Origin of the sequence: Chelativorans composti, assembly GCF_039541695.1 — a bacterium.
Lineage (GTDB): Bacteria > Pseudomonadota > Alphaproteobacteria > Rhizobiales > Rhizobiaceae > Chelativorans > Chelativorans composti.
This window is the reverse complement of sequence record NZ_BAABGS010000015.1, coordinates 18,211-35,680: the sequence shown is the minus strand read 5'-3', so window position 1 is coordinate 35,680 and position 17,470 is coordinate 18,211. Positions and strand designations below refer to the sequence as shown.

General features: G+C 63.1%; 14 protein-coding genes. 7 read left to right on the top strand and 7 right to left on the bottom strand.

Annotated elements, in window-relative coordinates; translation table 11 throughout:
- Nucleotides 1-4: 4 nt before the first annotated feature.
- The 4 genes from ABD906_RS04255 to ABD906_RS04240 all read right to left on the bottom strand — a co-directional run bounded on the left by ABD906_RS04255 (nucleotide 5) and on the right by ABD906_RS04240 (nucleotide 4,413).
- Entirely contained in the window at nucleotides 5-778 is a 774-nt protein-coding gene (locus ABD906_RS04255; RefSeq protein WP_345098421.1) for an ABC transporter ATP-binding protein, read from the bottom strand.
- 14 nt (nucleotides 779-792) lie between these two features.
- Nucleotides 793-1,938 carry a branched-chain amino acid ABC transporter permease gene (locus tag ABD906_RS04250; protein ID WP_345098381.1) on the bottom strand — a complete coding sequence of 382 codons (1,146 nt, stop codon included), beginning with the start codon at nucleotides 1,936-1,938 and terminating at the stop codon, nucleotides 793-795.
- A 1-nt stretch (nucleotide 1,939) separates the two neighbouring features.
- Nucleotides 1,940-2,971 carry a branched-chain amino acid ABC transporter permease gene (locus ABD906_RS04245; protein ID WP_345098380.1) on the bottom strand — a complete coding sequence of 344 codons (1,032 nt, stop codon included), beginning with the start codon at nucleotides 2,969-2,971 and terminating at the stop codon, nucleotides 1,940-1,942.
- Nucleotides 2,972-3,060: 89 nt separating this feature from the next.
- Complete coding sequence (locus ABD906_RS04240; protein ID WP_345098379.1) at nucleotides 3,061-4,413, bottom strand: substrate-binding protein; 1,353 nt, start codon at nucleotides 4,411-4,413, stop codon at nucleotides 3,061-3,063.
- Nucleotides 4,414-4,565: 152 nt separating this feature from the next.
- Here ABD906_RS04240 and ABD906_RS04235 point away from each other — a divergent pair, with 152 nt between their 5' ends.
- Entirely contained in the window at nucleotides 4,566-6,119 is a 1,554-nt protein-coding gene (locus ABD906_RS04235; RefSeq protein WP_345098378.1) for a helix-turn-helix domain-containing protein, read from the top strand.
- Here ABD906_RS04235 and ABD906_RS04230 read toward each other — a convergent pair.
- The 3 genes from ABD906_RS04230 to ABD906_RS04220 are packed head-to-tail and all read right to left on the bottom strand — an operon-like array spanning nucleotide 6,083 to nucleotide 9,481.
- Nucleotides 6,083-8,818, bottom strand: a complete 2,736-nt coding sequence (locus ABD906_RS04230) for an ATP-binding protein (RefSeq protein ID WP_345098377.1) — start codon at nucleotides 8,816-8,818, stop codon at nucleotides 6,083-6,085. The genes ABD906_RS04235 and ABD906_RS04230 overlap by 37 nt on opposite strands.
- Nucleotides 8,818-9,114 (bottom strand): hypothetical protein, encoded by a 297-nt coding sequence (locus ABD906_RS04225; protein ID WP_345098376.1) that lies wholly within the window; start codon nucleotides 9,112-9,114, stop codon nucleotides 8,818-8,820. Before ABD906_RS04225 ends, ABD906_RS04230 begins: the two co-directional genes overlap by 1 nt.
- The gene (locus tag ABD906_RS04220; protein ID WP_345098374.1) at nucleotides 9,107-9,481 is read right to left on the bottom strand and encodes a response regulator transcription factor; all 375 of its coding nucleotides are present in this window, start codon (nucleotides 9,479-9,481) and stop codon (nucleotides 9,107-9,109) included. Before ABD906_RS04220 ends, ABD906_RS04225 begins: the two co-directional genes overlap by 8 nt.
- Before the next feature lie 822 nt (nucleotides 9,482-10,303).
- On the opposite strand from ABD906_RS04220, the gene ABD906_RS04215 reads away from it, so the two are divergent.
- The 6 genes from ABD906_RS04215 to ABD906_RS04190 all read left to right on the top strand — a co-directional run bounded on the left by ABD906_RS04215 (nucleotide 10,304) and on the right by ABD906_RS04190 (nucleotide 17,414).
- On the top strand, nucleotides 10,304-13,291 hold the full coding sequence (locus ABD906_RS04215; protein WP_345098373.1) for an autotransporter family protein: 2,988 nt from the start codon (nucleotides 10,304-10,306) through the stop codon (nucleotides 13,289-13,291).
- Nucleotides 13,292-13,489: 198 nt separating this feature from the next.
- Nucleotides 13,490-13,942 carry a TspO/MBR family protein gene (locus ABD906_RS04210; protein ID WP_345098371.1) on the top strand — a complete coding sequence of 151 codons (453 nt, stop codon included), beginning with the start codon at nucleotides 13,490-13,492 and terminating at the stop codon, nucleotides 13,940-13,942.
- A 111-nt stretch (nucleotides 13,943-14,053) separates the two neighbouring features.
- Nucleotides 14,054-14,887, top strand: coding sequence for an AAA family ATPase (locus tag ABD906_RS04205; protein WP_345098369.1), 834 nt, complete (start codon nucleotides 14,054-14,056; stop codon nucleotides 14,885-14,887).
- Between the two features lie 3 nt (nucleotides 14,888-14,890).
- Nucleotides 14,891-15,337: a GNAT family N-acetyltransferase gene (locus ABD906_RS04200; RefSeq protein WP_345098368.1), complete on the top strand. Its 447-nt coding sequence runs from the start codon at nucleotides 14,891-14,893 to the stop codon at nucleotides 15,335-15,337.
- A 3-nt stretch (nucleotides 15,338-15,340) separates the two neighbouring features.
- Nucleotides 15,341-16,531: a vWA domain-containing protein gene (locus tag ABD906_RS04195; RefSeq protein ID WP_345098367.1), complete on the top strand. Its 1,191-nt coding sequence runs from the start codon at nucleotides 15,341-15,343 to the stop codon at nucleotides 16,529-16,531.
- A gap of 154 nt (nucleotides 16,532-16,685) precedes the next feature.
- The gene (locus tag ABD906_RS04190) at nucleotides 16,686-17,414 is read left to right on the top strand and encodes an SDR family NAD(P)-dependent oxidoreductase (protein ID WP_345098366.1); all 729 of its coding nucleotides are present in this window, start codon (nucleotides 16,686-16,688) and stop codon (nucleotides 17,412-17,414) included.
- Nucleotides 17,415-17,470: the final 56 nt, after the last annotated feature.

The following is a 17,470-nucleotide window of genomic DNA, read 5'->3' as shown; positions in this document are numbered from 1 at the left end:
ACGTTCATTCCGCCTCCACTCCCCCGAGATAGGCTTCCTGCACCCGCGGATCCTCCTTGATCTCGTGCGGCAGGCCGGTCGCTATGATGCGGCCCTGGGCCAGAACCGAGATCTTGTCCGCGAGGGAGAAGACCACGTGCATGTCGTGCTCGATGATCACCTTGGTCATGCCGCGCTCCTTGATCTTCTTCAGGAGCGCGATGGTCGTGTTCGTATCGTGGCGGCTCATGCCGGCCGTCGGCTCGTCGAGCAACAGCAGGCGCGGATGCTGGATCAGGCACATGGCGAGCTCCAGCCGGCGCTTGTCGCCCCGCGACAGCGCCCCCGCATGATCATCGCGGCGGCCGATGAGACCGAAGTCCTCCAGCAGGTGCTCGGCCTCCTCGCGGATCTCCTTCTCGCTCTCGACCGAGCGCAGCATGTTGACCCTGAAGTCGCCGTCGCGCTTGGCGAAGGCCGGAACCATGACATTCTGAAGAACCGTCAGGTCGGGAAAGATCTCCGGCGTCTGAAAGACGCGCGAGATGCCAAGCTGGTTGATCTCGTGCGGCGCCCTGCCGGTCAGAACGGTCCCGTCGAAGATCACGGCACCACTGGTCGGAGGGATGCGGCCAATGATGACGTTGAGAAGCGTCGACTTGCCGGCACCGTTCGGGCCGATGATGGCGTGGGTCTTCCCTTCCTCGACCTGGAGGTCAATGTCGGAAAGGGCTCTCAGACCGCCGAAGTTCTTCTGCACGTCGGCGACGTGGAGGACGACATTTTCAACGGGTTCCATCATGATGAGTCCTCCTATTCCGCCGGTTGAACGCCAACCTGACTGGCGCGCTTCGAGCCATTGCCCATACGGCCGAGCCAGGCCGCAATGCGGCGGAAGCCTTCCATGAGACCACCAGGCAGGAACACCACGATCAGCACGAAGACCAGGCCGAGCGACAGGTGCCAGCCCTCGCCCACGAATTTCGAGCTGATGGTGACCGCGACCTCACGGACGCCGTCGGGCAGGAAGCTGTAGAAGTTGTTCAGGACATTGGCGTTGAACGACGAGAAGATGTTCTCGAAGTACTTGATGATCCAGGCGCCGATCACCGGGCCGACCAGCGTGCCGACGCCGCCGAGAATGGTCATCAGCACCACCTCGCCCGACGCGGTCCAGCGCATGCGCTCCGCACCGGCCAGAGGATCGGTGACCACAAGCAGCGCGCCCGCGAGACCGGCCAGCATGCCGGAAATGACGAAGGCGGTGAGTGTGTACGGCCGCGTGTTAAAGCCGGTGTAGTTCATGCGGGTCTGGTTCGACTTGATGCCCTTGAGCGCCAGGCCGAAGGGCGAATTGAAGATCCGCATCGCCAGCAGGAAGGAGGCGATCAGAAAGAAGGCGGAGAAGTAGAAGCCGTTCCAGCCACCCAACGACATGCCGAACAGGCTCGGAACCGGCATTCCAGCCGCCGGTTCGGCGAACAGGCGGTCGAGATAGCGCGGGTCGTCAAGCGCCATGCGCAGACCGGTTTCGCCATTGGTGATCGGGGTGAGCACCGAATAGGCGAGGTTGTAGCACATCTGCGCGAAGGCAAGCGTCAGGATCGAGAAGTAGATGCCCGAACGGCGCAGCGAAACGTAGCCGATGGCAAGGGCGAACACTCCCGACACGATCAGCGCAAACAGGAGCGCCGGCACCGCGTTGAGGCTCAGCAGCTTGAACGACCACATCGCGGCGTAGGAGCCGATGCCGAAGAAGGCTGCGTGGCCGAACGAGAGGTAGCCGGTGAGGCCGAACAGGATGTTGAAGCCGGTGGCAAAGATGCCGAAGATCATGAAACGCTGCAGCAGGTCCGGATAGGCCGCCCCGAACGGGGCAGCCAGGATCGGCAGCAGCAGAACCACGCCAGTGAAGCCGGCGAAGAGAAAGAGGTCTCTGCGTGACATGAAGCTGGTCATTTCAGGCCTCCATCACGCCGCGCCGGCCCATCAGTCCGCGAGGACGCACGAGCAGAATGACGACGGCGACGAGGTAGATGATGATCTGGTCGATGCCGGGCAGGATCGCCTTCACCTGTGTCATCGAGGCGAAGGACTGCAGGATGCCCAGCAGGAAGCCGGCAGCGACGGCGCCGGGCAGCGAGCCCATGCCGCCCACCACGACCACGACGAAGGATATCACGAGGAACTCCATACCGAGCGTGTAGCTCGGAGGCAGGAGCGGCGTGTACATCACGCCCGCCATGCCGGCGACGATAGCGGCAATGCCAAACATGATTGTGAAGCGGCGGTCAATGTTGATGCCGAGCAGGCCCACGGTCTCGCGGTCGGCCATACCGGCGCGGACAACCATGCCGAAAGTGGTGAACTGCAGGAAGGCGAAGACCGCCCCGATGATCGCGATCGCGAACAGGAAATAGACCAGCCGCCACAGAGGGTAGGTAATGACGCCGGCCTGCATGCCGAGCCAGGCACCGATGTCGGCGGCACCGCGCAGATCGGTCGGCATCGGCTGCGGATGCGGGTTGGGGCCGAAAAGCGCCTTGATGACCTCGCCGATCACGATCGCGAGGCCGAAGGTGACAAGAATCTGTTCCGCGTGCGGCCGCTTATAGAAGAACTTGATGAGGCCGCGCTCCATGGCCACGCCGACAAGCAGCATAACCGGCACGGCGAGCAGCAGCGACAGCGGCACCGAATAGTTGACGAGGATCGCACCGAAATCGCCGAACCATGCCTGAACCAGCGGCTCGCGCACCTCAAGCGGCTGGCCCCACGGCGACAGTTTGGTGGGGTCGACGTGGACCGTCTCGAGCGTCAAAAGATACCTGAAGGCCACGGCGCAGAAGGCGCCAATCATGAACAGGGCGCCGTGGGCGAAGTTGACGACACCGAGGGTACCGAAAACGATGGTCAGTCCGAGCGCGATCAATGCGTATGCGCTACCCTTGTCGAGACCATTCAGAAATTGCAGAAAAATGACTTCAAACATGGCCGGCCTCCCGGACTGTATTCAGCATGTTGAGCGACGCCAGCCCCGCCGCTCGTGGGCGGCGGGGCTGCTGTTTCGATCAGACAGCCTTACCGGCACTGCGGGACCGGCTCTGCGGGGCCAAGATCGCCGCCGAAGATGCTCGGGTCGTAGGTGACCTCCTCGCGCGGAACCTCCCGGACCACGTTCAGCACGTCGAACTGGCTGGTCGGGTTCTCGTTGCCGCGCACCACCAGCACCGACTTCATGCACTGATGGTCCTCGGCGCGGTAGAGCGTGGGACCATTGCCCATGCCGTCGAACTCGTGCCCCTCGAGGGCCTTGATGACCTCCGGCGGATAGAAGGTGCCGGCCCGCTCCACGGCGTCGGCATAGAGCAGCGCCTGGACATAGGCCGTGTGCGCAGCCTGGGAAGGCGGCGTGCCATAGGCAGCGCCAAAGGACTTGGTGAAGGCCTGCGAGCCCTCGTCCGAAAGCGCCCAGTGCCAGTTAGATGTACCGAAAATGCCCTTGATGCTTTCGCCCGCACCCTTTGCCATCAGTTCGGAGAACAGCGGCACGACGATCTCGAACTGCTTGCCGTTGGCCTGACGGTCACGCAGACCGAACTGCACGGCCTGGGTCAGCGAGTTGACCATGTCGTTGCCGTAGTGGTTCAGGATGAGCACGTCGGCGCCAGAGTTGAGAACCGGCGTGAGGAACTGCGAGTAGTCGCCTGCGCCGAGCGGCGTGCGAACGGTAGCGACGGTCTCCCAGCCGAGCGCTTCGGTCGCGTTCTTAATGGATTCTTCCTGCGTCCAGCCCCAGGTGTAGTCCGCCGTCAGGTGATAGGCGCGGCGATCCCGGCCATAGGCCTCGGCGAGAACCGGCGCGATGGCAATACCCGACTGGTAGGCATTGAAGAAGTGGCGGAAGCCGTAGCGGCGCTTGTCCTTGCCGGTGGTGTCGTTGGAATGGGTGAGGCCCGCCATGAAGATGACGCCCATCTCCTGGCAGAGGCTCTGCACCGCTATTGCTTCACCCGAGGACGAACCGCCGGTGACCATGATGGCGCCATCGCGCTCGATCATACGCGTTGCACCGGCGCGGGCCACGTCGGAAAGTGTCTGGCTGTCGGACGTGACGAACTCGACCTTCTTGCCAAGGATACCGTTGCCCTTGAGCGCAGACGGCTTGAGAACGTTCAGAAGGCCGCCGTCGCCCTCACCGTTCAGGTGCTTCACGGCCAGCTGGTAGGCCTTGAGCTCGTCGGCACCTTCCTCCGCATAGGTGCCGGTGAGCGGCAGGTTAAGGCCAAACACCACCTTGCCCGTCTTTTCAGGATCGTTGCAGAAGTCCTCCGCCCACGCCCTCTTGGTGAAGAAATACGGCGTCGAAAGGGTTACCAGCCCGGCGCCAGCCCCTTTCAACAGGCCACGCCTGTTGATGCGAAACTTTGTCATGCGACCTCCTCCACAAAACAAGTTTGCCGGGCGTTAAGAGATGGGAAAAATATAATACTGGCAATACACATTTGCTTTTATTGCATTTTTTTGTAAATTTACAAACTGCAAGCAAGATAACAATGTAAAGATATGTACGCACGGGAGGGACGATGCGCGCGCCGATCGGCATCCGCATCAGACGGAAAAGGCAGGAACTGGGCCTTTCGCAGGCGCAGCTGGCGCGGGAGGTCGGCATCTCGGCGACCTATCTTAACCTGATCGAAAACAACAAGCGCGCCATCGGCGGAAAGCTACTGGCGCGGATCAGCGAGCGGCTGGACCTCGACCTCGACGAACTGTCCGGCGTCAAGGAGGCGCGCAGCATCCAGGTGATCGAAGAGCTGCTGGCGGATCCACTGATGCGCGGGATCAGGGTCGAGCCCAATGCGATTCGGGATCTGGTGGCGCATTTTCCCGAGGTAGGGTTGGCGCTGACCCGTCTCTACCGGTCCTATCAGGACGCGATGGCAAGCATCGAGGCCTATGTGCACCGCCTGCGCTCCGACCCGCTGCTGTCGGAAATGCTGCACCTCGTGCTGAACAGGATCGCGGCGATCCGCTCGGGCGCGGAAATCCTCATTACCGTGCCGGACCTGACCGGAGAGGAACAGGGCCGCTTCATCGAGACGATCAACAGCGAGAGCGTGGATCTCACGGCGATCGTCCGCAATCTGGTCGACTATTTCGAGCGCACCGTCGCACAGCAGAAGGCGATCTCCCCGCTGGCGGAGCTGGATGAAGCCATCATCGCCCATCAGAACCATTTCCCCGCGCTCGAAGACCTTGCGGAGCAGCTGCGCCGGGAAACGCAGGCGGGCGGCCAATGGGACGAGAGCAGCCTCATGCAGGCGCTGCACAGACGCTTCGGCATAAGCTGCCGGCGGATGGCGCAGGCAAACGCGATGACCGGGCAGCAGAAGTACGACCCGGTGACGAAACAGTTTCTCATCCGCACGTCGGCCACGGCGGCGACACGGGTGTTCCAGATGGCGCGGCTCTACGCGCTGCAAGCGGCACCAGGCGAGCTGGACAAGACGGTCTCGCGGCTCGGCCTGACTTCGGACGACGCCAGGGCGCTCGCGCGTCGCGCCATGGCCTCCTACGTGGCCGGTGCGATGATGATGCCATACCAGCCGTTCCTGCGTGACGCGGAGCAGACGCGCTACGACATTGACCTGCTTTCCCACCTCTACAATGCCAGTTTCGAGCAGGTAGCGCACCGGCTGGTGACGCTCCGGCGCAAGAATGCGGAGGGGCTTGCATTCGGTTTCCTGCGCTCGGACCGCGCGGGGCGGCTCACCAAGCGCTTTCCGATCAGTGGCCTGACGCTTCCCGTTTCAGGCTATGGCTGCGTGCTGTGGCCAATCTACGAGGCGTTCAGTTCGCAGGGCTTCGTGCGACAGGTGGCGGTGTTCCCGAGCGGCGGACGCTTCCTGCTCATCGCCAAGACCGTGACCAAGCGGGCCTCAAGCTACAACGAGCAGCCGCTGGTCTACTCCATCATGCTGGCCTGCGACCTCGTGCATGCCGACCGGACGGTCTACGGTCAGGGGCTCGACCTTTCCCACGGGGCCGTGCCCGTCGGGCCATCCTGTCTGCTCTGCCCGCGGCAGGACTGCAGCCACGGTCAGGAAGCCTTCTCGACGGCAGTCCTCGCCGAGTGATCGAGCGGCAGCGTCACGCGGAAGCAGGCTCCCGGCAGATGCCCCCGGGTGAGCTCCAGGGTGCCGCCCAGCTTATCGACGATCGTGTGGGCGATGTTGAGACCGAGGCCGAGGCCGACGTAGCCTCCCTCCAGGTCGGACCGCCCTGCCCTGACGAACTTGTCGAAGATTGTCTTTCGATAGGGCTCCGGAATGCCCTGGCCGTTGTCGGAAATCTCGACAATGTAGTGTCCGTCAGCCAGCCATGAGGTGATGTGCACGCGGGGCTGCTGCGCCTCGTTATGCGAGATCGCATTGGCAATGATGTTGATGTAGACCTGGCTCAGCCGCCCGGCGTTGGCAAAGATGGGCGCATAACGCGCGCGCGGCCCCATCTCGATGGCGACCTCGCGTTTGCGGGCCAGCGCCTCGCAGACGACAATCGCGTCGCCCAGCACCTCCTCGCCGTCGATGGACTGGTTCACCCATTCACGCTCGCCCTGCTCGAGGGCGCTCAGGTCCAGGATCTCCTCGATGAGCTTGGTCAGGCGGACGCTCTCGGTGTGTATGGTGGAGATGAAGCGCCGGGCCTGCTCCTCCGGAAGGTCCTGCTCCGTAAGCAAAATCTCGGAGAAGGAGCGGATCGAGGTCATCGGCGTGCGGATCTCGTGGCTCACGTGGGCCAGGAAGTCATCCTTCTGCCGGTGCAGCTCCTGCAGCTTGGCGTTGGCCTCCTGAAGCTGCTGGGCGGTGACGCGCAGCTCCTGCGAGGTGCGCTCGAGCTCGTGCGAATACTCGATCGCCTGCTGGGTCTCGTCGGCGATGCGCATCGCCTCTTCGAGCGAGATGGCGTCGCCGGCCACGACGCTGGTCAGCAGGATGTGGGCCGAGGCGGAGCCGATGGCGCCCGCCAGTTCCTTTTCCAGTTCGGCGATGAATTCCGGCGGAACGTCGAGCCGGGCCGAGCCCGAGCGCGAGACGCCGGCGGCGTCGAATAGATCGTTGGCGCGCTGCCAGCCCAGCACGCGCTCGGCAACGAAGAACAGCTCGCTGGTTGTGGCAGAGCCGCGGATCGTCTGCGGCTGGAAGGAGGTGCTGCGGCGGAAGACGTCCACGAAAAGCGTCGACTGGATGCGCTCCAGGGCCCCCTGGGACGTTGAGACCGACACGACAGCGAAGATGGAGCAATTGGCAAGCAGGCTCCAGAAAACGGCATGCACCAGGGGGTCCACCCCCGTCATGCCGAACAGGCTCTGCGGGCGCAGGGCCGCGATCCCCCAGGGACCGTGCTCCATGACAGAGGCGACCCATGGGCTCGACGTCTCGAAGCTCGGCAGGAACATGGTCCAGGCCCAGACGAGGAAGCCCACCAGCATGCCCCAGAAGGCGCCCTCCAGGTTGGCGGAGCGCCAGTAGAGCGCGGCCAGCACCGCCGGCAGGAACTGCGCCACGCCGGCAAAGGATATGAGGCCGATCGGAGCCAGGGCGTCGGAGTCCTTGGTCAGCCAGAAATAGATGAAACCCAGGGAGACCAGGGCCGCGATGGAAAAGCGACGGCTGCGCAGCAGCAGCCGGGCGATGTCGCGATCGCTGCCCACCTCGGCTCCGCGGGAGCCCCGCAGCACCAGCGGCAGGACGATATGGTTCGACACCATGATCGACAGCGCGATGGAAGCCACGATGATCATCGACGTGGCGCTGGAGAACCCGCCGATGAAGGCAAACAGCGCAAGCCCTTCCCAGCCGGCCGCCATGGGCAGCGTCAGCACATACATGTCAGGATTGGAGCCCGCCGGCATGGTAGCCAGCCCGTAGAGCGCAATCGGCGCGGTAAAGATGCTCATCAGCAGCAGATAGGCCGGGAAGGCCCAGCCCGCCGTGCGCAGGAAGTTCTCATCCGAGTTCTCAACGATGGTGATCTGGAACTGGCGCGGCAGACAGATCACAGCCGAAGCGGACAGCACCAGAAGAGCCACCCAACGGCTGCCGAAGGGCGATTTCTCATAGATCTCCAGGCCCGCTTCCGCCGCCTTGCGGTAGACCTCTCCCATGCCGCCGCCAAGCCCGTAGACCACGAAGATGCCAACCGCAAGCAGCGCGAACAGCTTGACGGTCGCCTCGAAAGCAATGGCCGCGACCACACCCGGGTGCTGCTCACGGGCGTCGACATGGCGCGTGCCGAAGAGAATGGTGAAGAGCGCCATGCAGACGGCCACACCCAGGGCCAGCGTCAGTTCGTCGAAACTGCCGAGATTGCCGGCTCCTTCCCGCGAAACGGTCACAGCCTGGATGGACGAGGTGATCGCCTTCAGCTGCAGGGCGATATAGGGCGTGACGCTGACGACGGCGATGATGGTGACCAGGATGGCGAGCTGGCTCGATTTGCCGAAACGGGAGGACAGAAAGTCGGCCACTGAGGTGATGCGCTGGGAATGGCTGATGATCAGCAACTTGCGCAGCAGAAACCACCAGCCCACGAAAACCAGGGTGGGGCCAATGTAGATTGCGGTGAACTCCAGGCCGCTGCGGGCCGCGGTGCCAACTGCGCCGTAGAAGGTCCAGCTGGTACAGTAGACCGCGATCGACAGCGTGTAGACCATCGGCGAGTGGAGGAAGCGACCGATGCGGTGATGCGCGAATGCGTCGGAGGTGTAGGCGATCAGGAACAGCAGCCCGATATACGCCATCGCGATCAGGATGACGTAGTCCAGCGACAGCATCACTCGCTCCTGCTGTCAGCGGACGGAAGTTCCGGCGGCACCTTCAGATCCTGGGAGGGATCATCCGGCGGGGTGATCTGCGGCAGGCGGCGGGACAGCCACCAGGCGCCCGCAATGAGCAGAATCCACACGGCAAAGACATAGAGCATGTCTAGCGGCAGGCCGAACAGGCTCGTGCCGGTGTGGAACAGATTGGCTATGGCAGGCGTGAGCAGCACGGCGCCGAAGATCGGCAGAAGCGCCGCCAGGTCATCGTAATTGCCGCGTTCTTCCTGATTCGGGGGACGTCTAGGCATGGTTCACCGAGAGCATGCGGCGCACTTCCGCAATGACCTCGCTGTTCGCATAGGGCTTGGTGATGAATCCGTCCGCCTTGAGGTCCATCGCGAGCTGGCGGTCGTGCTGCTGGCCCCGCGCCGTCAGCACCAGAACAGGGATATCCTTGAAGGCGGCCTGCGAGCGGATGCTTTTCAGAACCTCCAGCCCCCCCTTCTTCGGCAGCATGATGTCCAGCAGCACCATGCGCGGCTTCTGCTTCCAGATGGATCGCAAAGCCGCCTCCCCATCGCGGGCGATGTCGACGCTCCAGCCCCCTCTCGTCAGAATGAATTGCAGCGATTCAATTATCGCCGGCTCATCCTCCACGATGAGTATATCCGTCATACCGTGCGTTCCTCCCACGCCGTCAGGTTCCCTGTCTTCTTGTTTCCCACCCAGAACCTCAGCGGCGCCCATCTCACCGCAGATTTCGATCCGCCGCAAGTCATTCAGTTCTGCAGGCGGAACAGGAGAGAGCCCCCGGGCAGCCCGTTCAGCAACAACTTTTGCGAGCAGAGAAGCCGAGCTTTACACGTAAGGAGAATCGGAATATCCGTAATTGTGAAGCATCGTAACGGTGTCTCTCCGCGTAACGTAGGCGCAGCAGTCAGTCCTCAGACAGCGCCCTAGTTCGGGAGGGGGCCCGAGGGTCTCATCCGGGCCGTTCCGTATGTCGTGCGGGTCGTTTCCGCTTTCCCGAAAGTGACAGTTCAGTTGTTTGTGCGAGGTTCGTGAAGTGCCTGCCTGGCATTCACGCACCATTTGGCCGGAGCGACAGAATGTCTGCCCTCCAAACCATAGCGTAACTGCACCGTAACGTAACGCACCGTTCGTTGCCGCATCCGCACGGGCAACCGCACCCGCCAATGCGATGCACACCGCATTCCCGAGTTCCGCGTGGCGTCTTTCCAGTCGCACTGAAGCACATCCGCCTGTCCGAACAGGACGGAAACGCCGGTCTACGCTCAGGGAGTAGCCATGATTTTCGACATAGTCCCTTGCCCGAGGGGGCATGAACACCCGACTTCTCGCACGCAGGCCCCAAAACCCAATTCCACGGTCGTCGCCAGTGTCGCGACTTGGGACGGAGAGCGATCCAGCTTCCCGCCACTGATCCCACAGACACTGGTTCCTTATGCTCTCTGCCTGACAAGCTGGCTCGCCCTGATGGCGGAACCGGGGATCACGGCAGAATTCTCCGCCGCCAACGAAGGCGAGCTGCTGCAGGCAATCCAGGACGCGAACGCCAGCAGCGACCCGAGTTCCACGATCATACTCCTGGACAGCATCAGCCTCTCCGGCAGCAACCTTCCATCCATCGAGAAATCGCTGATCATCGACATCGGCACGCATACACTCACACTGAATGACGACACGCGGTTCGACGTCGGCGACGGGGCCACCCTCGTGCTGGACGGTTCGTTCCAGGTCACAGGGGTGACGGGCGAGACCGGCATCCTCGTGAAGTCTGGCGAAGGAACCCTGCGCATCACGGGCGGACCGAGCGACGTCTTCTGGCGGATCCGGACAGAGCAGGGCGTGATCATCTTCGACGAGGGCGCCGTGCTCGAGTTCGGCGACTACTTCGGCGACGTGCCGAACACCCAGTCGATTTCGGATGCGCCCGCCGGCATCCGCGTCACGGGCCCCGGAACCATCGTCACCAACCGCTACACGACCGTGCTTCAGGCGGAAGATGGCAGCCGGATCGACGTGGAGAATGGCGCCACCTTCAACAGCAAGGGCATCCGGCTTGCGGCGAAACCGGACACGTCCGGCACAGCCAACGTCAACAACGCCACGGTGACTGTTGACGATCTCCACGTTCACACGGGCGACGGACATGTCAGCGTGACGAACGGGGCGGAGATTCAGAGCCGCACGGTGCGGACAGGCGTGGTCATCGACTTTGCCGGGAACGGCATCGAGGACAAGGGCGGCACTGGGCATTTCGTCGTCAGCGGCAAGGACTCCCGCTGGCTCAACGAAGGCTTCTTCATGCTGACGCGCGGCACCCTGTCGGTGCTCGACGGCGGCCGCCTCGAAACAGCGGCCTTGCGCGCCGGCCATTTCGACAACGAACTGACGGATGATGCGGTCGCACGCATCCTGGTCTCGGGGCCAGGCTCCAGCCTGCACGTGACGTCGGGCGATCCCGATGCCTTCATCATCGGAGGCGGCGTGGGGGCCGTGGAGAAAAGTGCGGAACTCACCGTGTCGGATCGCGCGAACGTGATGGCGAACGGCGGTCTGGGCACGATCCGCATGGCAACGCTGCCCGCCAGCACAGGGACCATCAGCATTGGCGGCAGCAAGGGCGAAGCGCCGAGAACCGCGGGAGAACTGCACGCGCGGCGCATAGAATTCGGCCCGGGGCAAGGGGAGATCCACTTCAATCACACCGACAGCAACTATGATTTCAACATTCCACTCGTCGGCAACGGACAGATCAGCCACACCGGGCCTGGAAGAACGACTTTCACCGCGAACCAGCAGCAGTTCACGGGCAACACGACGCTTCAATCCGGTACGGTCACGGTGAACGGCATCCTCGGCGGCACGTTCAATCTGCTCGGCGGACGTCTTGCGGGAACCGGAACCGTCGGGACGCTAATTCACGACGAAAGCGGCATTATCGCCCCCGGCAACTCGATCGGACAGCTGACGATCGATGGCGACTACACGGGCAACGGCGGCGTGATCGAGATCGAGACGGTGCTGGGCGGCGACAGCTCACCGACCGACCGGCTGAAAATCACCGGCAACTCGTCCGGCACGGCCACTATTCACGTCACGAACATGGGAGGGACCGGCGCTCCGACGGTCGAAGGCATCAAAATCGTCGAAGTCGATGGTGAATCCGAGGCGCAGTTCACGCTGAACGGCGACTACCTCTTCGAGAACGATCCGGCCATCGTGGCGGGCGCCTATGCCTACCGGCTGTTTCAGAATGGCGTCACCACACCAACGGATGGGGACTGGTACCTGCGCTCCAGCACCACCTCCAAGCCCGGTAACGGAGACGATGATGATGATGGTGGCGACAATGGCGGTGGCAACGGTGGTGGTGGCGGCGGAAACGGCGGCGGTGGCGGCGGCGGAAACGGCGGCGGAAACGGTGGTGGCGGAGGGCACGGAAACGGTCCACATGCTCCCACTCCAGTGTATCAGGCCGGCGTGCCGCTTTACCAAAGCTACCCCGGCGTGCTGCAGAGCCTGAACCGCACCCTGATGCTGCAGCAGCGCACGGGCAACCGGCACCAGAGCTACGACGCCACCGTCTATCCCATCCTGGCTGGCAGCGAGGAGAACCCATCCTCGGCGGTTGAACAGCCCATCATCTGGAACCGGATCAATGCCGCCCATGCCCATGTGGGGAACTCGGACGCCACCATTTCCGACGCGTTCTATGCTCTGAACTCGTGGCGGTTCGATGCCGGCGTCGACGCCCTGCTTGTCGAAGACCGGGGGCGGCTGATCGGGGGGCTGTCGGGCCATCACATCAGGTCGAGCGCCGAGGTTTCCTCGCGCTTCGGTTCCGGTCGCGTGGACACGACGGGATCGGGCGTCGGCGCCACGCTTACCTGGTATGGCGAAAACGGCTTCTACCTCGACGGAAGCGCGCAGGCGACCTGGTACAAGAGCGACCTGACCTCCTACACGGCCACGCGCACGCTCGTGCCCAACAACCGCGGCTTCGGCTACTCTCTGAGCGCGGAAACCGGAGTGCGGATCGACGTGGGGGACGGCTTCGCCCTCATTCCGCAGGCGCAACTCACCTACTCCTCAGTGAGCTTCAATACCTTCAGGGATACATTCGGCGCGAGGATCTCTCCGCGCCGCAGCGAAGATCTGAGCGCCAGGCTGGGCTTCGAGACGCACTTCGAGAATTTCTGGCAGACCGACGACGGCCAGGAAGGCGCGAGCCTCTACTCTGTCGCCAACCTTCACTACGCCCTGCTGAGCAACAATGAAGTCAGCGTATCCGGCGTAAACATTCACAGCATGACAATCGCGCGCGCGCCAGCTTCGGCCTCGGCGGAAGCTTCAGCATGGGAGATGGCAAACTGGTCGCGCATGCGGAGGTGCTGCACCAGTTCACGCTCACCTCAAGCACGGAGAGAAACCACATCACGCGCGGTCAGGTCGGCCTAAGAATCCGGTTCTGAAAGCCAACACTGTTTCGCAAGGTCACTGGTGAAAGGCGCAGGAGCCCGCACAGGGCTCCTGTTCTCAACCAGGCCATTGCGACAAGGCTTGCGACCGGTGGCCTGCCGCCCCTCCCGCTCATACGGCTAACCTTGCCCGTTTCATTAGCCGGGAACCGCGTGCAGCCTCGCGCATTGTGGGGAGATGAAAAACCGTTCCTCCCTTTTCCTTTTCATCATCGCCGTGCTCGCGGCGGGTCTCGCCATTGGCTATCTCACGCCGCCGGATGAGTGGTATGCAAGCCTCGACAAGCCATGGTTCAATCCGCCGGGCTGGCTGTTCGCACCGGTCTGGAGTATCCTCTACGTGCTCATTGCCACCGCCGGGTGGCGCGTTTTCACATTCACGCGGGATGTGGGACTGAAGGTGCTGTGGGCCGGGCAGATGGCGCTCAACTTCCTTTGGTCCCCGGCGTTCTTCGCCGCCCACAATCCGGGCCTGGCGCTCGCGATCATCGTCATCCTGCTGATCGCTATCCTCGCATTCATCCTGCGCGCCTGGAATCGGGACCGGACCGCCTCCATACTCTTCCTGCCCTATGCCGCCTGGGTTGCCTTCGCCACGATGCTCAACCTTGCTATCGTGCAGCTGAACTGACAGCCTCCCTCCGTCCGGGGCGACGGGCATCGCGCAAGCTAGTAGACCGGGCGGCGATTCGTCACTATGGATTGCATCACAAGGTGTTTGCCTCAGGAGGAGAGGATCTGAATGCGCTTTGAAGGTACGGCGTCCTACGTCGCGGACAAGGATTTGATGATCGCCGTGAACGCGGCGATCGCACTCGAGAAACCTCTCCTGGTGAAAGGCGAGCCAGGCACCGGCAAGACGGAACTGGCGCGGCAAGTGGCCGCCGGCCTCGGACTCGACCTCATCGAGTGGAACATCAAGTCCACCACCAAGGCGCAGCAGGGCCTCTACGAATACGACGCGGTCTCACGCCTGCGCGACAGCCAGTTGGGCGAGGCCCGATTCAACGACATCCGTAACTACATCAAGCCCGGCAAGCTTTGGGAGGCATTTGTCTCCGACCGCAAGGTCGTCCTGCTGATCGACGAGATCGACAAGGCGGACATCGAGTTTCCCAACGACCTGCTGCAGGAACTCGATCGCATGGAGTTCTTTGTGTACGAGACCGGAGAGACGGTCCGCGCGAAGAACCGGCCAATCGTCATCATCACCTCCAACAACGAGAAGGAGCTGCCGGACGCGTTCCTGCGCCGCTGCTTCTTCCACTACATCCGCTTCCCGGACATGGAGACGCTTCAGAAGATCGTCGAAGTGCATTTCCCGGGTATCAAACCGAACCTGCTGCGCGCGGCGCTCACCACCTTCTTCGAGATCCGCGAGACGCCGGGGCTCAAGAAGAAGCCCTCCACGTCGGAGGTGTTGGACTGGATCCGGCTGCTGGTGGCGGAAGACGTCGATCCTGCCGATCTGCGGGGGGATGCGCGCAGCGCGCTGCCGAAGCTGCACGGCGCGCTGCTCAAGAACGAGCAGGACGTACACCTGTTCGAGCGGCTAGCCTTCATGGCGAGGAGATAAGTCATGAGCGAGATCGTTGTCCGTCCACTGGAGAAGGCGGACTACGAGGATTGGCGGCGCCTGTGGACCGCCTACCTCGTCTTCTACAAGACTTCGGTAAGCGAGACGGTCTACGCGACCACATGGGAGCGGCTGTTCACTGACGGAGAGTTCGAACCGCGCGGCTTCATCGCCCGGGCCGACGGCAGGGCGGTGGGCCTCGTCCACTACATCTTCCACCGCTCCTGTTGGTCGGTGGAAGGCAACTGCTATCTGCAGGACCTCTACACCGACGCCGAAGCGCGCGGAAAGGGCGTCGCCACAGCGCTGATCAAGGCTGTTCAGGAGGCAGCCGGGGAGCGGGGCGTCACCAATGTCTACTGGATGACCCATGAGACGAACACGACCGCCCGCAGACTCTATGACAAGGTGGCACGGCGGACCGGGTTCATCGAGTACGACCTGCTGTAAATTATGTTCATTCCCTTCTTCCTCGAGCTCAAGGCAGCGAAGGTGCCGGTCACCCTCAGGGAGTATCTGACCCTGCTGGAGGCGCTGCAGGCCGACCTCGTCACTTATGACGTGGAGGGATTCTACTACCTGGCGCGCGCAACACTGGTGAAGGACGAGCGCTACCTCGACCGGTTCGACCGGGTGTTCTCCCATGTTTTCAAGGGTCTTGAGGACCTCGCGGGAAGCGACATCCTCGACCCGGCCAACCTGCCGGAGGAATGGCTGCGGCGGCTCGCCGAGAAGCACCTGACGGAAGAAGAGAAGAAGCTGGTGGAGGCGCTGGGCGGCTTCGACAAGCTCATGGAAACGCTGCGCAAGCGGCTCGAGGAGCAGAAGGGACGGCACCAGGGCGGCTCCAAGTGGATCGGCACCGCGGGCACCTCGCCGTTCGGCGCCTATGGCTACAATCCGGAAGGCATCCGCATCGGGCAGAACGGAAGCCGTCACCGCCGCGCGGTGAAGGTGTGGGACAGGCGCGAGTTCCGCAATCTCGACGACACGGTGGAGATCGGCACGCGCAACATCAAGGTGGCGCTGAAACGGCTCAGGCGCTGGGTGCGCGACGGGGCGAACGAGGAGTTCGACCTGCCCGGCACAATCCGCGCCACAGCCGAGCACGGCTATCTTGACGTGCAGATGCGGCCCGAGCGGCGCAACGCGGTGAAGCTTCTGATGTTCTTCGACGTGGGCGGTTCCATGGACGACCACATCCGGATCGTCGAGGAACTGTTCTCGGCGGTGCGGGCCGAGTTCAAGCACATGGAGTACTTCTACTTCCACAACTGCCTCTACGAAGGCCTCTGGAAAGACAACCGGCGGCGGCGGTCGGAGGTCATGCCGACCATGGACGTGCTCCACAAGTACGGCCCCGACTACAAGGTCATCTTCGTCGGCGATGCTTCCATGAGCCCGTACGAATTGCGCGAAGTGGGCGGTTCGGTGGAGCACTGGAACACGGAACCCGGCTGGGTGTGGCTGCGGCGGGCTCGCGAGCAGTGGCCGCACAGCGTCTGGCTCAATCCCGTGCCGCAGGATGCCTGGGGCTACACGGCCACGATCCAGATGATCGCCCAGATCTTCGAGGGGCGGATGTACCCGCTCACGCTGCAGGGGCTGGAAACCGCCACGCGGGAGCTATCGCGCAAGAGCTGACCGGCACGGCACAAACCGTCGTCCGTGCGGGCCGCACGGGTTTACCCGTGGGTCGCACCAACCGGGCATTTCTTCCTGTTCGACTTTCCGTATACATTCATTGTTCCGGGTGCACGCCCGGGTGACGGCACCCGCGACACGGTAGGAGGAGAACGTGGAAGCGCTCAAGGACTGGATTGCTATCGTCACGGGAGCAAGCAGCGGCATCGGACTCGGCATTGCACGGGAACTGGCAAACGAGGGCGCCATCGTCATTCTTGCCGCACGCCGGGCGGAGCGGCTCAAGGGGATCGTTACCGAAATGGTTTCGAAGGGAAGGACCGCCTTCGCCGTGCCCGCGGACCTTGCCCGCGAGGAAGACGTGCTGGCCCTCTTCAGCGAAACCGAGCGGCTCGCCGGTCCGCCCGACATCCTGGTGAACAATGCGGGAATCGCGGATGACACACCGGTGGAAGACCTTTCGCTCGAACGCTGGCGCGAGGTGCTGGACATCAATCTCACCGCCGCATTCCTGTGCTCGCGCGAAGCGTTCCGGCGGATGAAGGCCAAGGGCGGCGGGCGCATCTTCAACATCGGCTCGCTTTCGGCGAAGATCCCGCGGCCGCACTCCATCGCCTACAATGCAAGCAAGTTCGCGATCGAGGGGCTGACGCGCTCGCTCGCGCTCGACGGCCGGGACCACAACATCACCGCGACGGTCATCCATCCGGGCCAGACCATCAGTTCGCTGGTGCCGGGCGTGACGGACCAGCTGAGCGAAAACGCCATCCAGCCTTCCGTGCTCGGCCGCTTCGTCGTGCTGATGGCAAGCTTGCCGCCGGACATTGCCGTGCTCGACACAACGATCCTGCCCGTGAAGGTGCCGTTCCTGGGAAGGGGCTAGCGCGCTTCCAGGTCGAGGCGCACCCGCGCCTCGACAGGCTCATGCTTCGACAGCTC